Annotated in this window: 14 protein-coding genes and 2 pseudogenes; 8 read left to right on the plus strand and 8 right to left on the minus strand. The window is 64.8% G+C overall.

All coding sequences use genetic code 11. From position 1 onward, the window contains the following. Nucleotides 1-119: 119 nt before the first annotated feature. The 3 genes and pseudogenes from ACZ6DT_RS38410 to ACZ6DT_RS38420 form a co-directional block, all read left to right on the plus strand. Nucleotides 120-1676 carry an alpha/beta hydrolase gene (locus ACZ6DT_RS38410; protein ID WP_465604417.1) on the plus strand — a complete coding sequence of 519 codons (1557 nt, stop codon included), beginning with the start codon at nucleotides 120-122 and terminating at the stop codon, nucleotides 1674-1676. 221 nt (nucleotides 1677-1897) lie between these two features. Next, a complete protein-coding gene (locus tag ACZ6DT_RS38415; protein ID WP_465604420.1) occupies nucleotides 1898-2254 on the plus strand; it encodes a hypothetical protein in 357 nt (118 codons plus the stop codon). Between the two features lie 6 nt (nucleotides 2255-2260). Further along, nucleotides 2261-2464: pseudogene (locus ACZ6DT_RS38420) on the plus strand (ATP-binding protein); the annotation flags it as partial. Between the two features lie 28 nt (nucleotides 2465-2492). On the opposite strand, the gene ACZ6DT_RS38425 reads toward ACZ6DT_RS38420, so the two are convergent. Next, on the minus strand, nucleotides 2493-3098 hold the full coding sequence (locus ACZ6DT_RS38425) for a TetR/AcrR family transcriptional regulator (RefSeq protein WP_465604423.1): 606 nt from the start codon (nucleotides 3096-3098) through the stop codon (nucleotides 2493-2495). An 80-nt stretch (nucleotides 3099-3178) separates the two neighbouring features. Here ACZ6DT_RS38425 and ACZ6DT_RS38430 point away from each other — a divergent pair, with 80 nt between their 5' ends. Then, complete coding sequence (locus tag ACZ6DT_RS38430) at nucleotides 3179-4438, plus strand: FAD-binding oxidoreductase (protein ID WP_465604472.1); 1260 nt, start codon at nucleotides 3179-3181, stop codon at nucleotides 4436-4438. Between the two features lie 40 nt (nucleotides 4439-4478). Then, a complete protein-coding gene (locus ACZ6DT_RS38435) occupies nucleotides 4479-5222 on the plus strand; it encodes a helix-turn-helix domain-containing protein (protein WP_465604426.1) in 744 nt (247 codons plus the stop codon). Here ACZ6DT_RS38435 and ACZ6DT_RS38440 read toward each other — a convergent pair. Further along, a complete protein-coding gene (locus ACZ6DT_RS38440) occupies nucleotides 5179-5892 on the minus strand; it encodes an alpha/beta fold hydrolase (RefSeq protein WP_465604429.1) in 714 nt (237 codons plus the stop codon). The genes ACZ6DT_RS38435 and ACZ6DT_RS38440 overlap by 44 nt on opposite strands. A gap of 455 nt (nucleotides 5893-6347) precedes the next feature. On the opposite strand from ACZ6DT_RS38440, the gene ACZ6DT_RS38445 reads away from it, so the two are divergent. The 3 genes from ACZ6DT_RS38445 to ACZ6DT_RS38455 all read left to right on the plus strand — a co-directional run bounded on the left by ACZ6DT_RS38445 (nucleotide 6348) and on the right by ACZ6DT_RS38455 (nucleotide 9735). After that, complete coding sequence (locus tag ACZ6DT_RS38445) at nucleotides 6348-7949, plus strand: alpha/beta hydrolase (RefSeq protein WP_465604431.1); 1602 nt, start codon at nucleotides 6348-6350, stop codon at nucleotides 7947-7949. A gap of 138 nt (nucleotides 7950-8087) precedes the next feature. Continuing rightward, on the plus strand, nucleotides 8088-9296 hold the full coding sequence (locus tag ACZ6DT_RS38450; protein ID WP_465604433.1) for a phthiocerol/phthiodiolone dimycocerosyl transferase family protein: 1209 nt from the start codon (nucleotides 8088-8090) through the stop codon (nucleotides 9294-9296). Between the two features lie 196 nt (nucleotides 9297-9492). Continuing rightward, complete coding sequence (locus tag ACZ6DT_RS38455; RefSeq protein ID WP_465604436.1) at nucleotides 9493-9735, plus strand: OST-HTH/LOTUS domain-containing protein; 243 nt, start codon at nucleotides 9493-9495, stop codon at nucleotides 9733-9735. Between the two features lie 1822 nt (nucleotides 9736-11557). Here ACZ6DT_RS38455 and ACZ6DT_RS38460 read toward each other — a convergent pair. The 6 genes and pseudogenes from ACZ6DT_RS38460 to ACZ6DT_RS38485 all read right to left on the minus strand — a co-directional run bounded on the left by ACZ6DT_RS38460 (nucleotide 11558) and on the right by ACZ6DT_RS38485 (nucleotide 18261). Then, nucleotides 11558-12043 carry an NUDIX hydrolase gene (locus ACZ6DT_RS38460; protein ID WP_465604439.1) on the minus strand — a complete coding sequence of 162 codons (486 nt, stop codon included), beginning with the start codon at nucleotides 12041-12043 and terminating at the stop codon, nucleotides 11558-11560. Nucleotides 12044-13219: 1176 nt separating this feature from the next. Further along, nucleotides 13220-13528, minus strand: a pseudogene (locus ACZ6DT_RS38465) (RHS repeat-associated core domain-containing protein); the annotation flags it as partial. A 75-nt stretch (nucleotides 13529-13603) separates the two neighbouring features. Then, nucleotides 13604-13780, minus strand: coding sequence for a hypothetical protein (locus ACZ6DT_RS38470; protein ID WP_465604442.1), 177 nt, complete (start codon nucleotides 13778-13780; stop codon nucleotides 13604-13606). A gap of 34 nt (nucleotides 13781-13814) precedes the next feature. Further along, the gene (locus ACZ6DT_RS38475; RefSeq protein ID WP_465604445.1) at nucleotides 13815-16856 is read right to left on the minus strand and encodes an RHS repeat domain-containing protein; all 3042 of its coding nucleotides are present in this window, start codon (nucleotides 16854-16856) and stop codon (nucleotides 13815-13817) included. Nucleotides 16857-17048: 192 nt separating this feature from the next. Next, complete coding sequence (locus tag ACZ6DT_RS38480) at nucleotides 17049-17678, minus strand: RICIN domain-containing protein (RefSeq protein WP_465604448.1); 630 nt, start codon at nucleotides 17676-17678, stop codon at nucleotides 17049-17051. A gap of 325 nt (nucleotides 17679-18003) precedes the next feature. Beyond that, entirely contained in the window at nucleotides 18004-18261 is a 258-nt protein-coding gene (locus ACZ6DT_RS38485) for a hypothetical protein (RefSeq protein WP_465604451.1), read from the minus strand. Between the last annotated feature and the right edge of the window lie 21 nt (nucleotides 18262-18282).

Genomic DNA, 18282 nt, shown 5'->3' on the forward strand with positions numbered 1-18282 from the left:
ATCGAGGCGGACCATGAGCGGAATCTCTACTGAGTTCCTTGAGCATGCCCCAGGGGCATGGTTTCAACTGCTCCTGTTGACGTAGATCAATCGGGCTATTTGAACAAAAGGGGCGGTATATGTACAGGAGATTGCGGTTCACCGTGGTGATTCCCGCGGTCGCGGGTGGCCTGCTCGCGGGAATGACCCCCGCGCTGGCGAACCCCGGCACGGTGAACACCACCGGCATTCCGGCGCGCTACGCCGAACAGGACCTGGCCTGGCGCCAGTGCGCCGCCGAGGACGTGCCGGATAAACCGGAGACGGCGAAGATCCTCGAGTGCGCGACGTTCGCGTCCCCGCGCAACTGGGAGCGCCCGGACGACCGGCAGGACGTGACGATCGCGATCAGCAGGCTGAAGTCCGCCGGTGAGACGACGGCATCGGTGCTCACCAACCCGGGCGGTCCCGGTGGGCCGGGCCGCTCGTTTCCCGCCTCGCTGAGCAAGCAGGCCAAGCTGCGTGAGCACCAGGAGATCATCGGCATCGACACCCGCGGCACCGGCAGGAGCACGAACATCTCGTGCGGCGGAGCGGGCCAAGGTGAGAACCGCGACCCGCGCGACCGCGACCCGCGCAATCTGGACCTGCTCCTGGACACGGTGGAGCTGTTCACGAAGACCTGCGAGCAGGCCTCCGGTGAACTCGGCAGGTTCGTCGACACCTTCCACAACACCAAGGACCTGGACCTGCTGCGGGTCCTGCTCGGCCGGGAGAAGGTCAACTGGATCGGCTATTCGGCGGGCACCTGGCTTGGCGCGCACTACGCCCAGCGGTTTCCCGACCGTGTCGGCCGGTTCGTGCTGGACTCGTCGGTCGACTTCACTTCGACCTGGGCGGCGTCGTTCGACCTGCAGCCCATGGGGTACGAACGCCGCTGGCGGCAGGACTTCCTGCCGTGGGCCGCGACCCATGACGACCGCTACGGGCTCGGCGTCACCGGCGAGCAGGTCCGGCAGACCTTCGAGGCGGTCCGGTACGCCCTGACCCGCAATCCGGTCGAGGTCGACGGCGTGAAGGTCGGCCCGGTCGACCTGGACAGCCGTTTCGCCGGTCTGCTCAAGAGCAAGAAGGCATTCCCGGCCCTGGCCGACTTCCTGGTCCAGCTCAAGACGCTGACCGGAAACGACGCGCCGGAGCAGGCCAAGGCGCAGGCCAGGGCGGCGATCGCGGCCGCACCGGCCGAGCCGGACCCCCTCGACGCCCTGCTCGCCGTGCTGACCGCCGTCCGGTGTAACGACAGCCCCACGCCCGGTGATCGGGAGTCGGTGATCCGCAGGTCGCAGAAGTTCCTCGACCAGGGCAAGCTGCTGCAAGGCGGGGGCTGGATGTTCATCCAGAATTGCATCTTCTGGGAGAACCAGCCCCGTCCGCTGCCCAGGGTGAACGGCAAGGGCGTTCCGCCGGTGGTGATGGTCCAGTCGGCGAACGACCCGGCCACGCCCATCGAGGGCGCCCGGAAGGCACACGCCGGGTTCAAGAACTCCCGGCTGCTGACCGTCACCGGCGAAGGTGACCACGGCATCTACGGGTACGGCAACCCGGCCGTGGACAAGGTCGTCAACGCCTACCTGGTCGACGGCGTGGTCCCGGAGGACCAAAGCCTGCCCGGCATGCCGCTGCCCAACCCCTCCTGACCGGTCCAAGCAAGTAGAGGTCACCTTCATCACTCTCCCGTGATGAAGGTGCCTTCACGAAATTGTGGACCCGCCCGGCGACCGAAACCGAGCTGTCTCGTCCAGTGTCGACGACAACTACCCAGACGGCCCAGTCTCATCTCCGCTTCATCACTGAAACGGAGATGAAGTGGTCAGTGAGAAAATGAAGTCAGTTTTGCGCATTCCGCGACCGCGGCCAGGTGATCCGGCCCGGTTTCCTCGAACGCAACGCCAACCGCGCCCTACTGTCCTTACGGGACTCGCCAGACCAGAATGAGCCCGCGACCTACGTCGAACATTCCGACGAACTGTGGCGGTACGAGTCCCGCATGCTGTTCCCCGACGGGATTCCGGTGCCAGGGAACTTCCCGTTCGGCACTCGTGCCCTGGACTACCTGTGCGGCCGTTGGCAGCGCGGCCGCCGCGCGTGGCTGAAAAGGGCAACCCGGCCGCCGTATCGGTGGTATCGGGTTCAGCCACACCGGCGACTACCTGCCGGACAACGCGATCAGTACAACCGCCGTGGTGGCACCATCGAAGTGGTCGTCGGCGTCTAGCCGGCGCTGAGCGTACGCAACTCCGGCGAACGCGTACCGCTCGAATCGGTCGGCTCGCTGTTCCAGCCGTTCCGCCGCCTGACCACCGACCGCACGAACCACCGCGACGACGCCGGCCTCGGGCTGTCCCCCGTGTACTCGATCGCCACCGCTCACAACGGACGGGTATCCGCTGTCCCCGGCACGGACGGCGGTCTGCGGGTCGATGTGGACCTGCCGCAGTGGCGGCGGCCGAGTGTCAGCGAAGGGCTGCGGCGGCTTGAGCGACCAGCCAGCTTTCCGATTGCTCGTAGGTCCAGCCATTGTCATCGTGCAAGGTCGAGTAACCGGAATATCCGAAGTAGAACCAGAGGATGTCGCTCGCCTCCCCGACCGTCGTTCCCTCGCGCAGACCGCCGACGTCGTGGAGCCGGGTGGCGACGGTTTCGATGGCATCGCGGTAGCGCGTCGTCGCCACGCGCAGGTTTTCGGCGACCTCGGGGTTGTGTGGTGCGGTCGACAGCACCAGCCGGATGATGTCGCCGTATGTCTCGCGCATGGACCTGACCACGGCGGCGGTGTGCCGCAGTATCTCGTCCGGGTCGGCGAGGGTCTCGATCCGAGAGAGCGTCCGCGCCACGATCGGCGCTTGGCTCCACAGGTCGACCAGCGTCCGGATCAGGCCCTGTTTGCCACCGGTCACCGCGTACACCGTGGCCGGTGCGACGCGGGCCTCCGCCGCGATGTCGTCGATCTTCGTCGCGAAGAATCCGTTACGGGCGAAGAGCAGACGCGCCGCGTCGATGATGGCGGTGCGGGTGGCCGCGGCGTACTCGGCGCGGCGGCCTCTCAGAGGCTCGGTCATGGCAACCCCAGCATAGCCCGCGGCCCTTCAGCAGAGTTTAACTCTGATGAATATGGGGTTACTCTGGCGACGTGAGTGACATGCTGACATCCGGAACGGAATACGAAGCAGTTCTGTCGATCTGGAACGGTGCGGTGACCAGCCGTCCGCTTGCCGTCCTTCGCTGCGTGGACACGGCTGATGTCCAGGCCGGGATTCGGACCGCCCGGGAGAAGGGTCTCCCGCTGTCGGTGCGCGGTGGCGGGCACGACTGGGCCGGTCGCGCGCTGGCCGACGGCGGACTGACTCTCGACCTGAGCCCGATGCGACAGGTGAGCGTCGACCCGGCCACCGCGATCGCCACCGTGGCGGGCGGCGCCACCGCGGCCGACGTGGCCGCGGCCGCGCAGCGGGCCGGCCTGGTCGCGGCGACCGGGACGGCCGGTTCGGTCGGTATGGCCGGCCTGACGCTCGGCGGTGGTTACGGACCGCTGAGCGGCCGGTTCGGTCTCGCCTCCGACAACCTGCTGTCGGCCGACGTAGTGCTCGCCGACGGCACGCTGATCACCGCCGACGACGAGCACGACCCCGAGTTGCTCTGGGCGCTGCGCGGTGGTGGAGGCAATTTCGGCGTGGTCACCACGATGCGGATCCAGTTGCACTCGGTGCCGTCGATCCTGGCCGGGATGATCATGTACCGGTTCGACACTCTGCCGGAACTGGAGGAGTCGCTGCTGCGCGGGCCGGACGAGCTGACGGTGCAAGCCGGCTTCATCACCGCCCCGACCGGTGAGCCGGCGCTCTTCGCCGCACCGACCTGGTGCGGCGATCCCGAGGCGGGAACCCGGGTGCTGCAGCGGCTCACTGAGCTCGGCGAGCCGCTGGCGGCGCAGGTCGGGCCGACCACGATGGTCGATCAGCTCGCACAGATCGACGCGATGTTCCCGGCCGGCCGCCACGTCGAGATCGCGACGCGGACAGTCACCGGACTCGACCGTACCGTTCAGGAGACCTTGCTCGAGGCCGCAAGCGCCAAGACCTCGCCGCTGTCCGCGATCTCGCTGCACAGCCTCCATGGGGCAGCCGCTCGCGTGCCCGCCGACGCCGCCGCGTTCCGCAACCGGACGCCGCACCTGATGGTCGAGACCATCGCGGTCTGGGAACCAGGGGACGCCGATGAACCCCGACACCGGGCCTGGGTACGGGGAACCGACCGCCTTCCGGGCGGCTATCCCAATCTGCTCGGGCCGGAGGACACAGAGCGCACCGCCGCCGTCTTCGGGCCGAATACCGAGCGACTACTCGCCGCCAAACAAAGGTACGACCCTGAACTCGTGTTCCACGCCCCCGGCAGGCTCTGACGGGCATTGAGCCGAGAGAGGCCGTCGACGGAGGAGTGAAGTGGCCTGGAGCACCCGCGAGATCGCTCAACTCGCCGGCACCACACTACGAGCGGTACGCCATTACCACGACATCGGGCTGCTGGCGGAACCACAGCGGCGTGCCAACGGCTACAAGCAGTACGGGGTGGCTCACCTTGTTCGGATACTGCGCATCAAACGCCTGACGGACCTCGGGTTCTCGCTGTCCCAGATCTCGACCATGGATGACACCGACCACCAGCCGGTGGAAGCCCTGCGCGCCCTCGACGCCGAACTCGCGGCCACCATCGAACGTCTCCAACGCGCTCGCGGCGAACTCGGCGTCATCCTGCGACAGCCGACGCCGGCCGAACTGCCACCCGGCTTCGCGGCCTCCGACGTCGTGGCGAGGATGTCGCACGCCGACCGCTCATTCGTCGTCGTGCTGACCCGGGTCCTCGGAGCGGGGACCATGCGGGCCTGGACGGACATGCTGCGTGAGCCCGTCACCGACCCGGTCGCCGGACGGTTCGACACGCTTTCCGCGGACGCCGACGAGCAGACCCGCGCCGCGGTGGCCCGGGACATGGTCCCCTACGTACGCACGCTGTACGCGAAGCATCCTGAAGTGAAGATCACGAACGCCGGCACCCGGCACAGTGCGCGCTACGTCGAGCAGGCCGTCGGCAAGGCCCTGACGGAGCTCTACAACAGCGCGCAGCTGGACGTTCTCCGGCGCATCAACAAACTGCTGTCCGACCCGCACGACCATCCGGGTCAGTAATCCGGGGTGTGGTTGCCCGGTTCCCCGCAGATCCGTTGCCGGCGCTCGATGTTGGCCGCCGGCTCGGCGTCGAGGGCGCGGAACGTCTGTTCCGCATCTCGTTGTAGAGAAGGTCGAAGGTGAGCTGCCGGAAGAGGGGACCGGTGATCCCGTCGGGCGACGGTGTCCGGTCGGGCCGTTCAGCGATGGCGAGGTAGGTCTCACGCACCTGCTGCGGCGTGCGGCCCAGCCCGTACGAGTCGTGCCACTTCGCGAAGCCGGGGAACGGCTGCTCCATGCAGAGCCCGTACCGGCGCAGTCCGTCCCGGTCGAGGTGGGTGTCGCCGACGTTGCTGTCCAGCACGATCCGGTCGGTGCTGTCCGGGAACAGCGAGACGTACGCCGAGCCGTAGGACGCCCCGTGAAAGCTGGCCTTCTTCTCACCGAGCGCGGCCCGGATCCGGTCCAGGTCGCGCGCCGTGTTGGCGGTGCTCAGATGCCGCAGGCGCCCGCCGATGTCGTTCGAGGCGCACCGCGCGGCGACCTCCTTGACGATCTCCGCCTGCCGGGTCACGGCGGCGTACGGCGGGATGTTGCCCCAGTAGGCGTCGCCGGCGGTGAAACCGCAGGTGACCTTTGGCGAGTGCCCCACACCCCGGGTGTCCATGCCGATCAGGTCGTAGGCGTCCATGACGCCGGATGGAAGCCCTTTGCCTATCAAGAAGCCGGCTGGTCCAGCCCGGTGCCGCCCGGGCCGCCCGGGTTGAACATCAGCACGCCTCGCCGCTTCTCCGGTTTCGTGCTCGCGATCCGCGACACCATTCCCCGGCTGTCGCCGGAATCACCGCGGCCAGGACACCGATCGAACCCAGCGTCCCCACCAGGGCCATACCCCGTGTACGAAACATTCCCGTCTCCTGTCTGACCCACCCTCAGCGGGCCTGCCCGCATTCGACCCTGTCCCCTCAGGGCATGGTCAAGTGGACGCCGGGAAGGTCTTCGGTGGACCATCGCGGAACTCGCGAGGTCGCGGATATCTCCGGAGATCGTCGGCAAGGTCACACGGGTACGGGGTTGAGTGTGCCGCTACGGCCGAGTGTCTCGTTGAAGGCGCACCGTGCCAACGAATCGATCCCGGAGGCTTCCATGGCCTTGCACGACTCCGGCCCGCCTGTCACTCGACGCACCACCGATCGCATAGGTGCCGCTGTCGGGGCGACGGTGGTGCTCGCGCTGGCGACCGCCTGCGCGAGCACTCCGACCTCGACGAGTGCTGAGTCGCAGCCGTCTCCCGCCGAATTGACGGCGTACTACGGACAGAAGCTGAAGTTCGGCTCGTGTGAGGGCTACGGCTCCACGCCGGGGGAGAAGAAGCTCTACGTCGAGCCTTTCGAGTGCGCCCGGCTGAAGGTGCCGCTGGACTACCAGGATCCGAAGGGAAAGACCATTCAGGTCGCTGTACTCCGGCTTCCCTCCCAGGGGGACCCCGGTCAACGCATCGGCTCACTGGTGCTCAACCCGGGCGGCCCGGGCGGTTCGGGCATGACCCAGGCGACGAAGTCCAGTACCGCGTTCGCGAAGAGCCCGCTGTTGCAACGGTTCGACGTGGTGGGGTTCGATCCGCGCGGGGTCGGGTCGTCGACGCCCGCGATCAGCTGTTTCACCGACCAGGAACGCGATCGCGGTGAGGATCAGACCACACTGCTGGCGTCGTCGGGCAAGTGGAGCGAGGACGACACCCGGCGCCTGGTGGAGCGATGCGCGGAGGGCTCGGGCGGGAAGGAGATCCTGGCCGCGGTCGGCACCCGTAACGCCGCCCGGGACATGGACATCCTGCGCTCGGCTCTGGGCGACGAGAAGTTGACCTACGCGGGGCAGAGCTACGGCACCCGGCTCGGCGCGGTCTACGCCGAGATGTTCCCCAAGAATGTGCGCGCACTGGTACTGGACGGCGTGGTGGACCCCACCCTGGAGAACCCGCCGCGGCGGCTCACCCAGCAGGCCGGCTTCCAGCAGAACTTCGAAAAGCTGGCAGCCGCCTGTGCCACCAGCCCTGACTGCCCGTTGGGTACCGACCCGGCCCAGGCCACGGAAGCCTTCCAGAAGCTGGTCCAGCCGCTGATCGACAAGCCGATCCCCGCCGGCAAGGGGCGCACGCTGAACTTCAACCAGGCCACCGGAGGCGTCACCGCCGGCCTGTACTACCCCGAGGTCTGGCCGGTGCTCATCAAGGGCCTTACCCAGCTCAAGCAGGGCGACGGGACGAAGATCATGGAGGTCGGCGACCTGTTCGGCGGTCGGGACGCCTCGGGCGTGTGGACCAACTTCTCCGAGGCGAACCTCGCTGTCAACTGCAACGACGAGGTGCGCCGCACGCCCGAGGAAGAAACCCGGCTACGCGCCGACATCGTCCGGACCAGCCCGTACCTGGCGACCGGTGAGCAGGCCGAAGGAGTCAGCCGGGACGCGTGCGAATCCTGGCCTGGTAAGCCCAGCCTCGGCATTCCCTACGCGCAGGACGTCAAAGGGCTGCCCGACACCTTGATCATCTCCATCACCGGCGACCCGTCCACCCCCTACGCTGCCGGCAAGGTCCTGGCCGACGAGATCGGCGGCACCGTGCTCACCGTCGAAGGTGCACGGCACACCGTGGCGCAAGAGGGGATCAACCCCTGCGTCAACGCCGCCGTCGCCGCCTACCTCATCGAACTGAAAGTCCCCAAGGAAGACCAACACTGTCGACTCTGACCAGGACCCCTGATCATCCACCGGGAACCGCCACTCAGCGGCCCGTCGACGGTCCCCTCGCGGGACCCGGCCCCTGAGTGGCCCGGTTCAATCGCGACACGCGCCCGACCCATCGAGCACAACGATACGAAGGACGGCATGCGCCACTCTGAAGCAGACTCGATCCTGCGCCCGCTAGGGGCGTTCGAGCGCATCATCGACCTCTACATCAGTCGCAACCCAGTACAGTTTTCGCTCATCATCGAACTCGGGTCGCCCGTCTGGGCACAGCAATTGGAGCGCGCGCTCGCGCAGCTGCAGCAAACGCATCCGCTGCTCACCGTCGGCATCGATCGCACCGGTGATCGCCCGGTATTCCGACGGTCGACCGGGCTCATTCCGATCCGAGAGGCCCGCACGGGCGACTGGCGGGAAGCGGCAGCAAAGGAGCAGACGCGTCCCATCGACGCCAACGGGAGTCCTCTGGCGCGCGCGACGTTGTTGAGCGACGGTCCTGGTGACCGTGGAACCATCGTCCTTCTGACGTTCTCCCACCAGATCGCCGACGGACGCGGCGCACTCCGCGCAGCACACGACCTCCTCGCGATCCTCGACGGGCGGACGCTCCCGGCTCGGCCGGTGCCCATCGACCAGGAGAGTCTGCTCGAGCGCCTACCCCGGGCAGAGCAGCCGATCGAGCACGCCCCGGGCACTGCGACAGACCCGCCTGTCGCCACGATCCGTCCGTTCGACGCCACGGCACCGAGCATCGAAGGCGCCGAACTCGACCCCGCGACGACCGAGCTCCTTCGCTCAACCGCTCGTGCCCACGCTTCAACTGTCCAAGGCGCACTCTGTGCCGCTGCCGCACAAGCACTCACCGCGCTCACCGGCGCCGACAGCATCCGCATCAATGTGCCCATCGACCTCCGCTCGGTGCTGGGTCTCGATGATGAGGTCGTGAACCGCTTCACGGCGACGACTGTCGTCATGCGGGCACCCGCGCACAGCACGCTTTGGTCCCTCGCCCAGGACGCGACGGCGCAACTGCGCGCGGCACGCGACGCCGCCCGCGACGCGGCACTCATGCTGGCCTCGCTCGATCCCGCCGACGCCGTGGAGGCAGAGGCAGCGATGCTCGCCGCCACCACCGCCGACCTGGAGATCACCAACCTGGGGACATACGAGCCCGGCACGCCGTCCGCGGTCGCGATCTGGGGACCGACGATGACGACGCAGGTCCGGAACGAACGGATTCTCGGTGTCGTCACGCATGACGGGTCGCTACGAATCGTCCTGACGACGCACGGCGATACAAGGGGTCTACCTGCTGACATCGCTAGCCGCCTCACACGACTGCGAGGGTGAGGAGGGGACTGACCAGCGCCGGCCACTGGGCCGGAGCGGTGCCGGCACCGGTGACGGCCAAACTCGGGGCAGCCCCTAGGGCCTGCGACAAATTCATCTACACCGAGAACCTCAGCTACCCCCACTGCACCGGCGGAAACGGACGCCAAACCGAAAACCGCTACGGCCGCGACACAGCCGAAAGCCGACAGCACTGGTGAACCAACTCCGCAACGTCGTCGAAGCTGCCTCCGACGACGACGGCTGGGCCGCACTCGCCGCCGTAGGCAGCATCATCACCAAACAACGCCCAGACTTCGACCCACGCAACTACGGCTACCCCAAGCTCAGCGGCCTGATCAACGCCACCACGTTGTTCGGGCAAGACCGCCGCACCCCCGGCGACGGCAAGGCCGCAGGCATCTACATCCGCGACAAACGACGCCGCCCCGCCGAGTAACCCGACATCCCCGCACGGAACGTCGTTAAGCATCGCCCGGTGATCTAGACGGGCGCCAGGGGTCAGTCGAAATTCCCCATGGACGGCCCCGCGGACGGTCAGTTCGATTCCCCGCTGGCGGCCATTGATCGCAGCAAGGCGGTTGACACGACCGACGTCAAACTACATCGGCAAGCTCGAACGCGGTGACATCCGCTGGCTCGGCGCTCTACCGCGAACCGCTACACGCCGCCATGCTCGGCTAGATGAGCACGGCGCAACGTCTTGGCCGTCGTGACCCGGGCTTCCGCGATCGAACAAACGCAATGTATGACCGGCCTGCACCCGCTTGCTGTCAGCATGAACCCTTGACCTGCACCGCTAGTTACGACCGAGTTGTCACACCGACGCGGTCACGCCATCGCCGCACCGTTTTGTCGGTGTCTCCGCATACAGTCCCTCGGCAGGCGGTTGACTGGTTCGGGATATCGGAGGGTCCAGGTGGGTGATATTCGAAATTACAGCGAAGCGACCAGGGCGCCCTATCCGCACTTAGCACGAAATGCTACGAGCCCGATTGCACTCAACCCAGTGTGCAGATCTTCGGCGACGCACCGAAAAAGAACGTGCAGATAGCTCACATCAGGGCCATCTCTCCAGAAGGTCCACAATATCAACCTGCGGCTTGCCCGCGATGACCTCAAAGTAGCGAAATGCCTTCTACTTTTGCGACTTCTATCACGGCATTGTGGACAGTAAGACGAACGAGCACATCTACACGGTTGACCCGCTTAACACAGGGAAGCGAAATATGGAGAAGAATATCAGGTCAAAGGTAGACAGCTTGGATCGGCCTACCGAGGAGCGACTGGAAGATATGCCGCGTGGGGCAGCTGACAACACGAGAGAGCAAATCGAAAACTCGATATCAGACCTCTGTGACGTCAGCTCCTCTGCCGCAGAAGTACTCCAGACTCTCTTTGACCGGATCGAGGGGCATTATCTTGACCGTGAGCATGTTGATCGCCTCGACGCGGCCACATCTCGTCTTGGTGACGTCGAATCAAACTCCAGTAACCTTTTCTACGCTTCCCAGCGAGGCCGCATCCTCCAGACTTTCGCAAGCTTCTGATGCCATCTCGTCTAGCCAAATAAGCGAGGTCACTAGCAGCCTTAATCGAGCCGCCGCGACATCGATCGTTGCGTTCCCGAGATTGAACAGATAAGGGAATCTGCAGAGCAATCCGCCGACGTATTGATGGACCGCATTGATAGGAAACTTCGCTCTTGGCAATTCGGCGAACCGAACATCGTTGTCGACGATGAGCAGCGGTGGAAGTGGGGATTGTGGGGCGTCGTTGTCGGGGTAGTGCTCGTCGCGGCGGCCGAGATCGCACTGGCTGTCATGCTGAAGGATGAGAGAACATCCCCCACGTGGCCCCGATGATTGACACGTTCGCTACTACAGCGAGTTTGGAAGGACCGGCTCCGCGGAGACATCCCGGCGAGTACCTTCCCGGCGCCCGTCACCACCTGGGATGCTCACACCTTCTGTGCTGAGAACCCCGCAACCGGCGAAGTCACCGCATTACGTCGGCCGGAGCCAAGGGGCGGGCCGGACGCCATCGCGGACCGTCTATGGCCTTGACCGACTCAAGCGGAGTGCTGCCCGGCCACAGGAGGGTCCCGCTCATGTCGATCCCTCGATCTCCCCGGCCCAGTGACCTGCTTCGGAGCGAGTGCGGCGATCGGCCCGGCCGGTTTCGAGTTCGTCGAGCTGGGCGAGCATCTTGTATTTTACGTGAAGCCGTGTCGCTTCACGGCGGAAGATCGTGGCCGGCGTTCAGGTGGTTGACGAGCCGACCACGCGCCTGGCGATTTCCGCGTCCAGCGGGCTCATGTCCTTGCTCACCGGTTGCGATGGCGGCCACCAGCAGAAGTCCAGCGCTTCGTCGTTCACAGTCAGCTGCGGCGCCACCTTGAGTCGAACCCGATAAACCGCAAGGAGTTCCCTGCGCTCTGGCTTCGTGAGATCGAACTCGGCGACTGTGGCGAAAGTCAAATTCGACACTTGGATGCCGGTCTCCTCGCGCAACTCCCGCGCGGCGGTCTGGCGCGGGGTTTCGCCTTGCTCTCGCGTTCCCCCGGGAAGCTCCCACTGCTTCCGCCAGTTGTCGAACATCATCAGGACAGCGTCCGCGTGGGAGACGACGATCAGCGAGGCTGGCGCGGCCATCTGCTTGCTCAGACGAGCCAGCTCTTCTTCCGTGACGAAACGAAAATCGACCAAGGTGTTGCCAAAACGATCATGGATTGGAAGTGCGGCCATGTGTTCAATCCAACCACCGTCAGAAGCATGCGCGATGAGCCACTCAGGTGTGCACGTCGACGCGATCGTCGCCGGGGACAAGACCGGCGTTGCCCGGCACAGCAGCGGGCACTGAGCCTTGAGTTCCCGACACCGGGAGGTGTGCTTGCTGAAGACCCCACCGCAGCGGTTGTGGCGAGGAAGCAGAAAGGCTGCTACGCCAGCAACCGGCTCCGCAGAGCGCTTCTCCAACTATCGGCACACCGGAGACAAACGGCGCCCAGTCGCGATTGACGCCGAAGGACCAACATCCCTGCGGGTCGGCAGCGATGTTGATGTGGTGGGCCGGGTCCTCCCACGCCACCTCCCAGTGATCCACCTATCGCACCGCTGATCATTCCGTCTCGGGCCTTGTCCGAGTCGCCGCCGCCGATCAACGCTCCCGCTCCGCCGCCCGCTTCTCCCAGAATCGCCTGCCGCGATTCCCGCTACGAGGCAGCCGACACCGGTTGTGATGGCACACGCGGACCCGGCGATTGCGGTACCGACCGCTGCCAGGCATAAGAACCGATGTCTTGACCGAGGTCGGCCCCGCCGTAGGCCCCGGCGGGATCGCTGCGGTTGATGGGGTCGCCGATGGCGTAGTTGCAGGGAGCGAGTTCTTGGCCGGCGGGTCGGTTTGAGTAAGGCGGCCCCAGGTGGAGTTGTAGTTGCGGTAGCCGGTGAGATCCAGTTCCGTTGCGGAGTTGGCAGTTGCCGATCCTGGATACACTGCCGGGAAAGTCAGTGATGAGATTACCGAAGCCCCGGCGGTGTTTTTTGGGTGATGAGAATGCCCTCGATCAGCCGTCGCATCCGCGACGGAAGTGGTGGACTACCTCCTCTTCTTAGGCAAATTTTTGGCAAGATCTGACCTGAAAAATAGAGCGAGTGCTACCACTACTACGACGGCTAGCAGTAGGAAGGTTAGCCATGGCAAATTATACTTTTCTGCAAGGGCAGCGCCAACAAAGCCTGCAACAAGAGCAAGAAGTACCATTACCAAAGTCGCTATGACGTGTACAGTTTTTAATTTAAGTCGATGTTCCATTTAGTCACTTCCCTTCGGGTTCGCGTTCGCCGCGCAGAGAAGGTGACAGGGTCCCGGCCAGGTACATATCGTCCAAGACCCTGTCAACCCTTAGCACTTCGCGTTTTTTACTTGCGGCAGAAGGTTCGGCACAGGGCTGGAACGAACCGTTTGCGCGTTGCGACTCCAATGCCTACGACGGCGTCGAGCCCACCACCGATACCGGCACCCGCTCCGCAGCCGACTGGGCCGAACGCACAGGCGACAAGACCCGCCATAGCGCCGATGCCAGCGCCAGGGAATTTCCCGATAATATCCGCGTCCGAGATGAAGTCGTCGACACTGTAGGCGCCGGTGGGGTCGCAGCTGTTGATCGGGTCGCCGGTGGCGTAGTTGTACGGGTTGATCTCCTGCCCTGCGGGGTCGGGTTGGGTGAAGCGACCCCAGGTAAGCTGATGACGGAGAGCGCAAGAACCAAGCCGCGCTCTCCGTCATCGTTTCCCATCCTGTGGCTACCGCAGTTTTTCCCATCTGCGCTTCACGGAAAAGGCAGAGTAGGCAAATAGCAGTGCCAGAACCGCCGCCATGACGATATTGAGGGTGGTGGGCCAAAAGACAGCCAGCACGACGAGGGTGACGAGCAAGATTCCTGAGATGACTAGGAAGACCATGCTTGTGGATTTGCTCATCGTGTCTGGTTCTCCTTGCGTTCAATTGATGTGGCTAGCTGCACGCGAGCGCCGCATTGGTGATAGCGGTCACGGTAGCGACTGTCGATCCCACTGCCAGTCCGGCCGTGACGCCGGCTGTGGCGGCGCTGGTGACGTAGGTGGCGGCGGTCCCCACCAGGCCGAGAATGGAGGTGACGCCGGCCTTGACGCATGCTGACGACGCGGCGCCTGTGGGATCTGTTCTGTTGCAGGGGTCTGCCTGGGCGTAGTTGTAGGGGTTGGGTTCTTGGCCGGTGGGGTCGGTTTGGGTGAAGCGGCCCCAGGTGGGGTTGTAGTTGCGGTAGCCGGTGAGGTTGGTTCCGTTGCGGAGTTGGTAGGTGCCGATCCAGCGGAAGTGGTTGGTGTCGGCTGCTGGGCCGGTGGCGGTCGCGGTGCCGTAGGGGCTATAGGTGTAGGTGGCGGTCAGTTGGCCGTTGCTGTCGATGAGGCCGAGGACGCTGCCTTGGTAGTCGGTGATGAGGTTGTGGCGTGCTCCGGTGGCGGTTTTCTGGGTGATGGGGGTGCCGTCGGGGTCGCGGGTGTAGCTGGTGCGGGCTCCGTTGTCGGTCACCTGGGTGGTGCCGAGTGCGGTTTCGCCGAAGACGTGGGTGGTGCTGGTGCCGTTGACGGTTTCGGTGATGGTGCGGCGTTGGGTTTGGTCGATGGTGTCGTAGCTGGCGGAGAACACCTGCTGTCCGCCGGTGGCGGTGCGGGTGAGCTGGTTGGTGGGGCTGTAGGTGTGGCTGGTGTTGCCCGCGGTGTTGCTGGTCAGGTTCCCGGCGCCGTCGAAGGCCAGGTTGTCGTTGCCCGCTGTGGTGGACTGGTTGGCGGTGTTGATGGTGAACGCGGTGCCGGCCAGGTTGGTCATGTTGCTGGCGGTGTCATAGGCGAAGGTGCTGTTGCCGGCTTTGGTGAGCCGTCCGAGGCTGTCGTAGGTGTAGGCGGTGGTGTCTCCGTTGATGTTCTTGGCCTGTAGCTGGTTGCTGTCTCCGCCGCCGGTTTTGGTGTAGTTGTAGGTGTGGCGCAGGAGTGGGATTCCGCCGGTTTTGTTGACGGTGATGCTGGTTTGCCGGCCGCTCTTGTCGTAGCCGGTGTACTGCACGGTGCCGCCGGCGAAGTTGGCGCGGGTACGGCGGTCGGCATCGTCATAGCCGAAGGTGGTGCTCTGCCCGAACGGATCGGCCAGCGTGGTGAGCCGGTCCGCGGCGTCGTAGGTGTAGGTGGTGGTGCCGCCCGCGTCGGTCAGGGTTGTGAGGTTGCCGACCTTGTCGTAGGTGTAGCCGACGGTCTCCACCGAGGTGCCTTCGCTACGTTTGACTTGGGTCGGCTGGCTGGCCGCCGGGGTTTTGGTCCACTGGAATGAAGTAGTCACCGCACCGAATCGGCGCGTGATCAGGTTGCCGATCGCGTCGTAGGTGTGCGCCTGTAAGGCTTGCCCGTTGCGGCTGACTGCGACCACGCGGTCGAGTTTGTCATAGCTGTAGTCAAGGCGCATGCCGTTGCCGTCGGTGACGCTGGTGACCCGTGACAGCGAATCGTAGCCGTAGCGGGTGGGCTGGATCGGCCCTGCCGGGTCCATCGAGGTCAGGTTGCCTGCGGCGTCGTAGCCGAAGGTGGTGAGCTGCCCGTTTCCGTCCGCGCTGGACGCCACGGTGCCCTGGGGATGGTTGTAGGTGAGGACCTGCAAGTCGGCGTTCAAACCGGTGGAACGCACCTTGGTGAGGTTTCCCGCGCTGTCGTAGTCGCGGGTGACTTCGTTGCCCTGGGGGTCTTTGACCGAGGTGGGCAGGTGCGGCTGCCCGGACTTGGTGTAGCCGATGGCGTTCTTGGCGCCGGTTGGCAGTTCGGTGCCGATCAGATTGTTGAGGCTGTCGTAGCTGCGGGTGGTGTTGTTGGTGAGCCCGTCCGTGGTCACCTGGACATCGCTGTTGGCGGTCCAGGTCTTCTTCTGTGAGTGGCCGAGCGCGTCGACGGCCTCGATCTGGCGGCCCTGGTCGTCGAACTTGTAAGTGACCTTGTTGGTATTGGCGTCGGTTTCGGTGGTCTGCTTGTCGCCGTAGGCGAACAAGGTAGTCAGCGGGCCCGCCTGGCCGGGAACCCGTACGTCGATGACCCGGTCGGACGAATCGTAGAAAAGTTGGGTCTTGCCCTTGTTCGGGTCGATGAGGGCGCTGAGGTTGTTCGCGGCGTCGTACTGCAGCGTGGTCTGGTTGCCCGCACGGTCGGTGTAGCTGCTCAGCTTGCCCGTCGAGTCGTAGACGTAGCTCGCAGCGGTGGTGCCTGTGTGGTCGGTGACGGCGGTCAGGTGCTGAGCACTGTCATAGGCGAAGGTGGTGACCCGCCCTTGGGAGTCGGTGATCGACGCGAGGGTGCCGTTGCCGTGGTAGCGAGGCGTGGTGCTGTTGCCGTTGCGGTCGGCCTGGGACAGAAGCCAGCCCTGGGCGTTGAACGACCATTTTTCGTTGGAACCGTTGAAGGTCAGCGCGTACGTGCCACCGTCGAGCTTCGCGAGTTCCGCGCCGACCCCGGGAGCCGGTTTGTAGCCGCCGGAGGTGTTCTTGGTGAACGTCGCGCAGTACGCGCTGTCGCCGTGCAGCACCACGTTGTCGCCCTCGAACGTCAGGCCGACATCTCGACCGGTGTTCAGCGACCATCCGGTACCCAGCGCTCCACCATCGGCAAGTTTGCTGTTGTAGACATGGTTGAGCGACAGGTGGTGACCGGTGCCCTTCACCGTCAGATCGCTGGCATTGATCACGACGTTGCCGTTGGCGGTGTTCACCAGGAGCTCGGACCGGTCCGAGACCGGGAAACGCTCCAGCGGATACTGCTTCAAGATCCCGGTGGCCACCCCAGAGGAACAGGTCACCGCCTCGGCTCGCATCGCATCAGGTGCTGCCTGGCCACGGCTACCGGGCCCTTGCCACAGGGTCGCCGGGGGCGCGCCACCGGTGGGCGTGCGGTTCACCTGCGCGGGCGGCACCCACGCCGATGCCGGAATCGACACCCCCGCATCGACCGGTCCAGACGGTGCTTCCGCGGCCTGGACCACCACAACAGGAATTGTTGCCACCAGTGCGGAAATAGCGGATATGGATATCCCGCGTAGTATAAGTCTTTGTGCGGTTCGGGATCTCATGATTGACTGATCTCCTTTATGAAGCCAGCGTTAGATAGTTTCAGTGCACGCTTCAGCGGTATAGTCAGCTGGGTGCGACTCCATGTCTGGTCTATGATAGATGGGGAATCAAGAATTCTTCCATCGTTGATTCGGGGTGCGGTTGTAGTCCCATAGTTGCACTATGGTGCCCCTACCCTGGTCGTAGACGTCCCACACCTGATTCGGGCGTGTGGCGCTCTCGAACACCAGCGCCGAGTCGATCGGATAGACGTTGAACCGCTGACTGGCGACACCGGTACAGGGCTGATGTTCCAGTGACTCACCACGGCCGTTACGGCTGTCGACACACCACGTGTCCGCGCTGCGGACCTCCCAGTTGTGGGTGTTGTCGTACCACACGAAATACCATTGCTGGTTCGCTTGGCCATTACAGGTCCAAGCCTGCACCCACGGACCTTGGCCGCTGGCGTAGACATCGAGACACTGATTCGAGTTTGACATAGGCCGGAGCGCAAAGGTGTTGGACTCGACAGTTCGGCCCAGGAAGGCGCCCAACTCGGTCGGAGTCGCCGGAACAACGCCGGAAAGCGACAATTCTTCGGGAGCAGCCGCCGCCGTGGCCGCGGGTGTAAAGCAAATCAGAGCCGCTACGACGGTCACCGTGGCAACGAGTACACGGGAGAACACCCCTGATCTTCTGCTTTCCTCACGGTCGACCGCCGCGCAGCGCAAAGCTCCGCCCAGACCTGTTTTCATCAATTAAGACCTTCCCCCGCGTCCACCCTCGACGGAAGCCGCACGACCCCCTGGACGTGCCCAGGACGCTAACGCAGTCCTCCGCACACAGGCGTCAGATAGCGAAAAGATCACTCAAAGAGCCCAGTCCTGCTTAGACGGCAACATCAAAGCGTGCTAAACCATTCAGCCGTATCTGCCTGGATCAAACGGCCCAGGTGATTATCCATGTGAGGTCCCCGCAGCGCCTCCACACAACAGACTAGGGAGGCCGCGCAATTTGATGACCTTCAGGGGCTGCGTGCGGGTCGGCTGCCCCAGAGGTAGAGAGTCCAGGCTTTGCGGATCATGCCGCGCGGATGGCGGTGATGGTGTCAGCGAGGTCGAAGTAGGCGTCGACGACGGTCTCGCGGCGTTCGTAGAAGCGCCGGAGCCGGGTGAACGCATTGTGCCAGGCCTTTGGTGTGTTCCACCTGCCAGCGCCCGCTGGCCTGGATGGGTGCTTTCTGTCGTTGTGGGCGATCTGTCCGTGCAGGCCGCGTCTGGCCAGTTCGTCCCGGCTTTTGCCCGAGTCGTACCCTGTGAGGTTCCAAAAGTTGGTCACCGGTGCTGACCAGTGGATTTA

This window comes from Amycolatopsis sp. NPDC041971 (assembly GCF_055588925.1).

Excerpts from the sequence above, each read along its gene's own strand:
- ACZ6DT_RS38410 (WP_465604417.1), top strand. The coding sequence starts at position 120 with ATGTACAGGAGATTGCGGTTCACCGTGGTGATTCCCGCGGTCGCGGGT.
- ACZ6DT_RS38425 (WP_465604423.1), bottom strand. The coding sequence starts at position 3,098 with ATGACCGAGCCTCTGAGAGGCCGCCGCGCCGAGTACGCCGCGGCCACC.
- ACZ6DT_RS38430 (WP_465604472.1), top strand. The coding sequence starts at position 3,179 with ATGCTGACATCCGGAACGGAATACGAAGCAGTTCTGTCGATCTGGAAC.
- ACZ6DT_RS38440 (WP_465604429.1), bottom strand. The coding sequence starts at position 5,892 with ATGGACGCCTACGACCTGATCGGCATGGACACCCGGGGTGTGGGGCAC.
- ACZ6DT_RS38445 (WP_465604431.1), top strand. The coding sequence starts at position 6,348 with ATGGCCTTGCACGACTCCGGCCCGCCTGTCACTCGACGCACCACCGAT.
- ACZ6DT_RS38450 (WP_465604433.1), top strand. The coding sequence starts at position 8,088 with ATGCGCCACTCTGAAGCAGACTCGATCCTGCGCCCGCTAGGGGCGTTC.
- ACZ6DT_RS38460 (WP_465604439.1), bottom strand. The coding sequence starts at position 12,043 with ATGGCCGCACTTCCAATCCATGATCGTTTTGGCAACACCTTGGTCGAT.
- ACZ6DT_RS38470 (WP_465604442.1), bottom strand. The coding sequence starts at position 13,780 with ATGAGCAAATCCACAAGCATGGTCTTCCTAGTCATCTCAGGAATCTTG.
- ACZ6DT_RS38480 (WP_465604448.1), bottom strand. The coding sequence starts at position 17,678 with ATGAAAACAGGTCTGGGCGGAGCTTTGCGCTGCGCGGCGGTCGACCGT.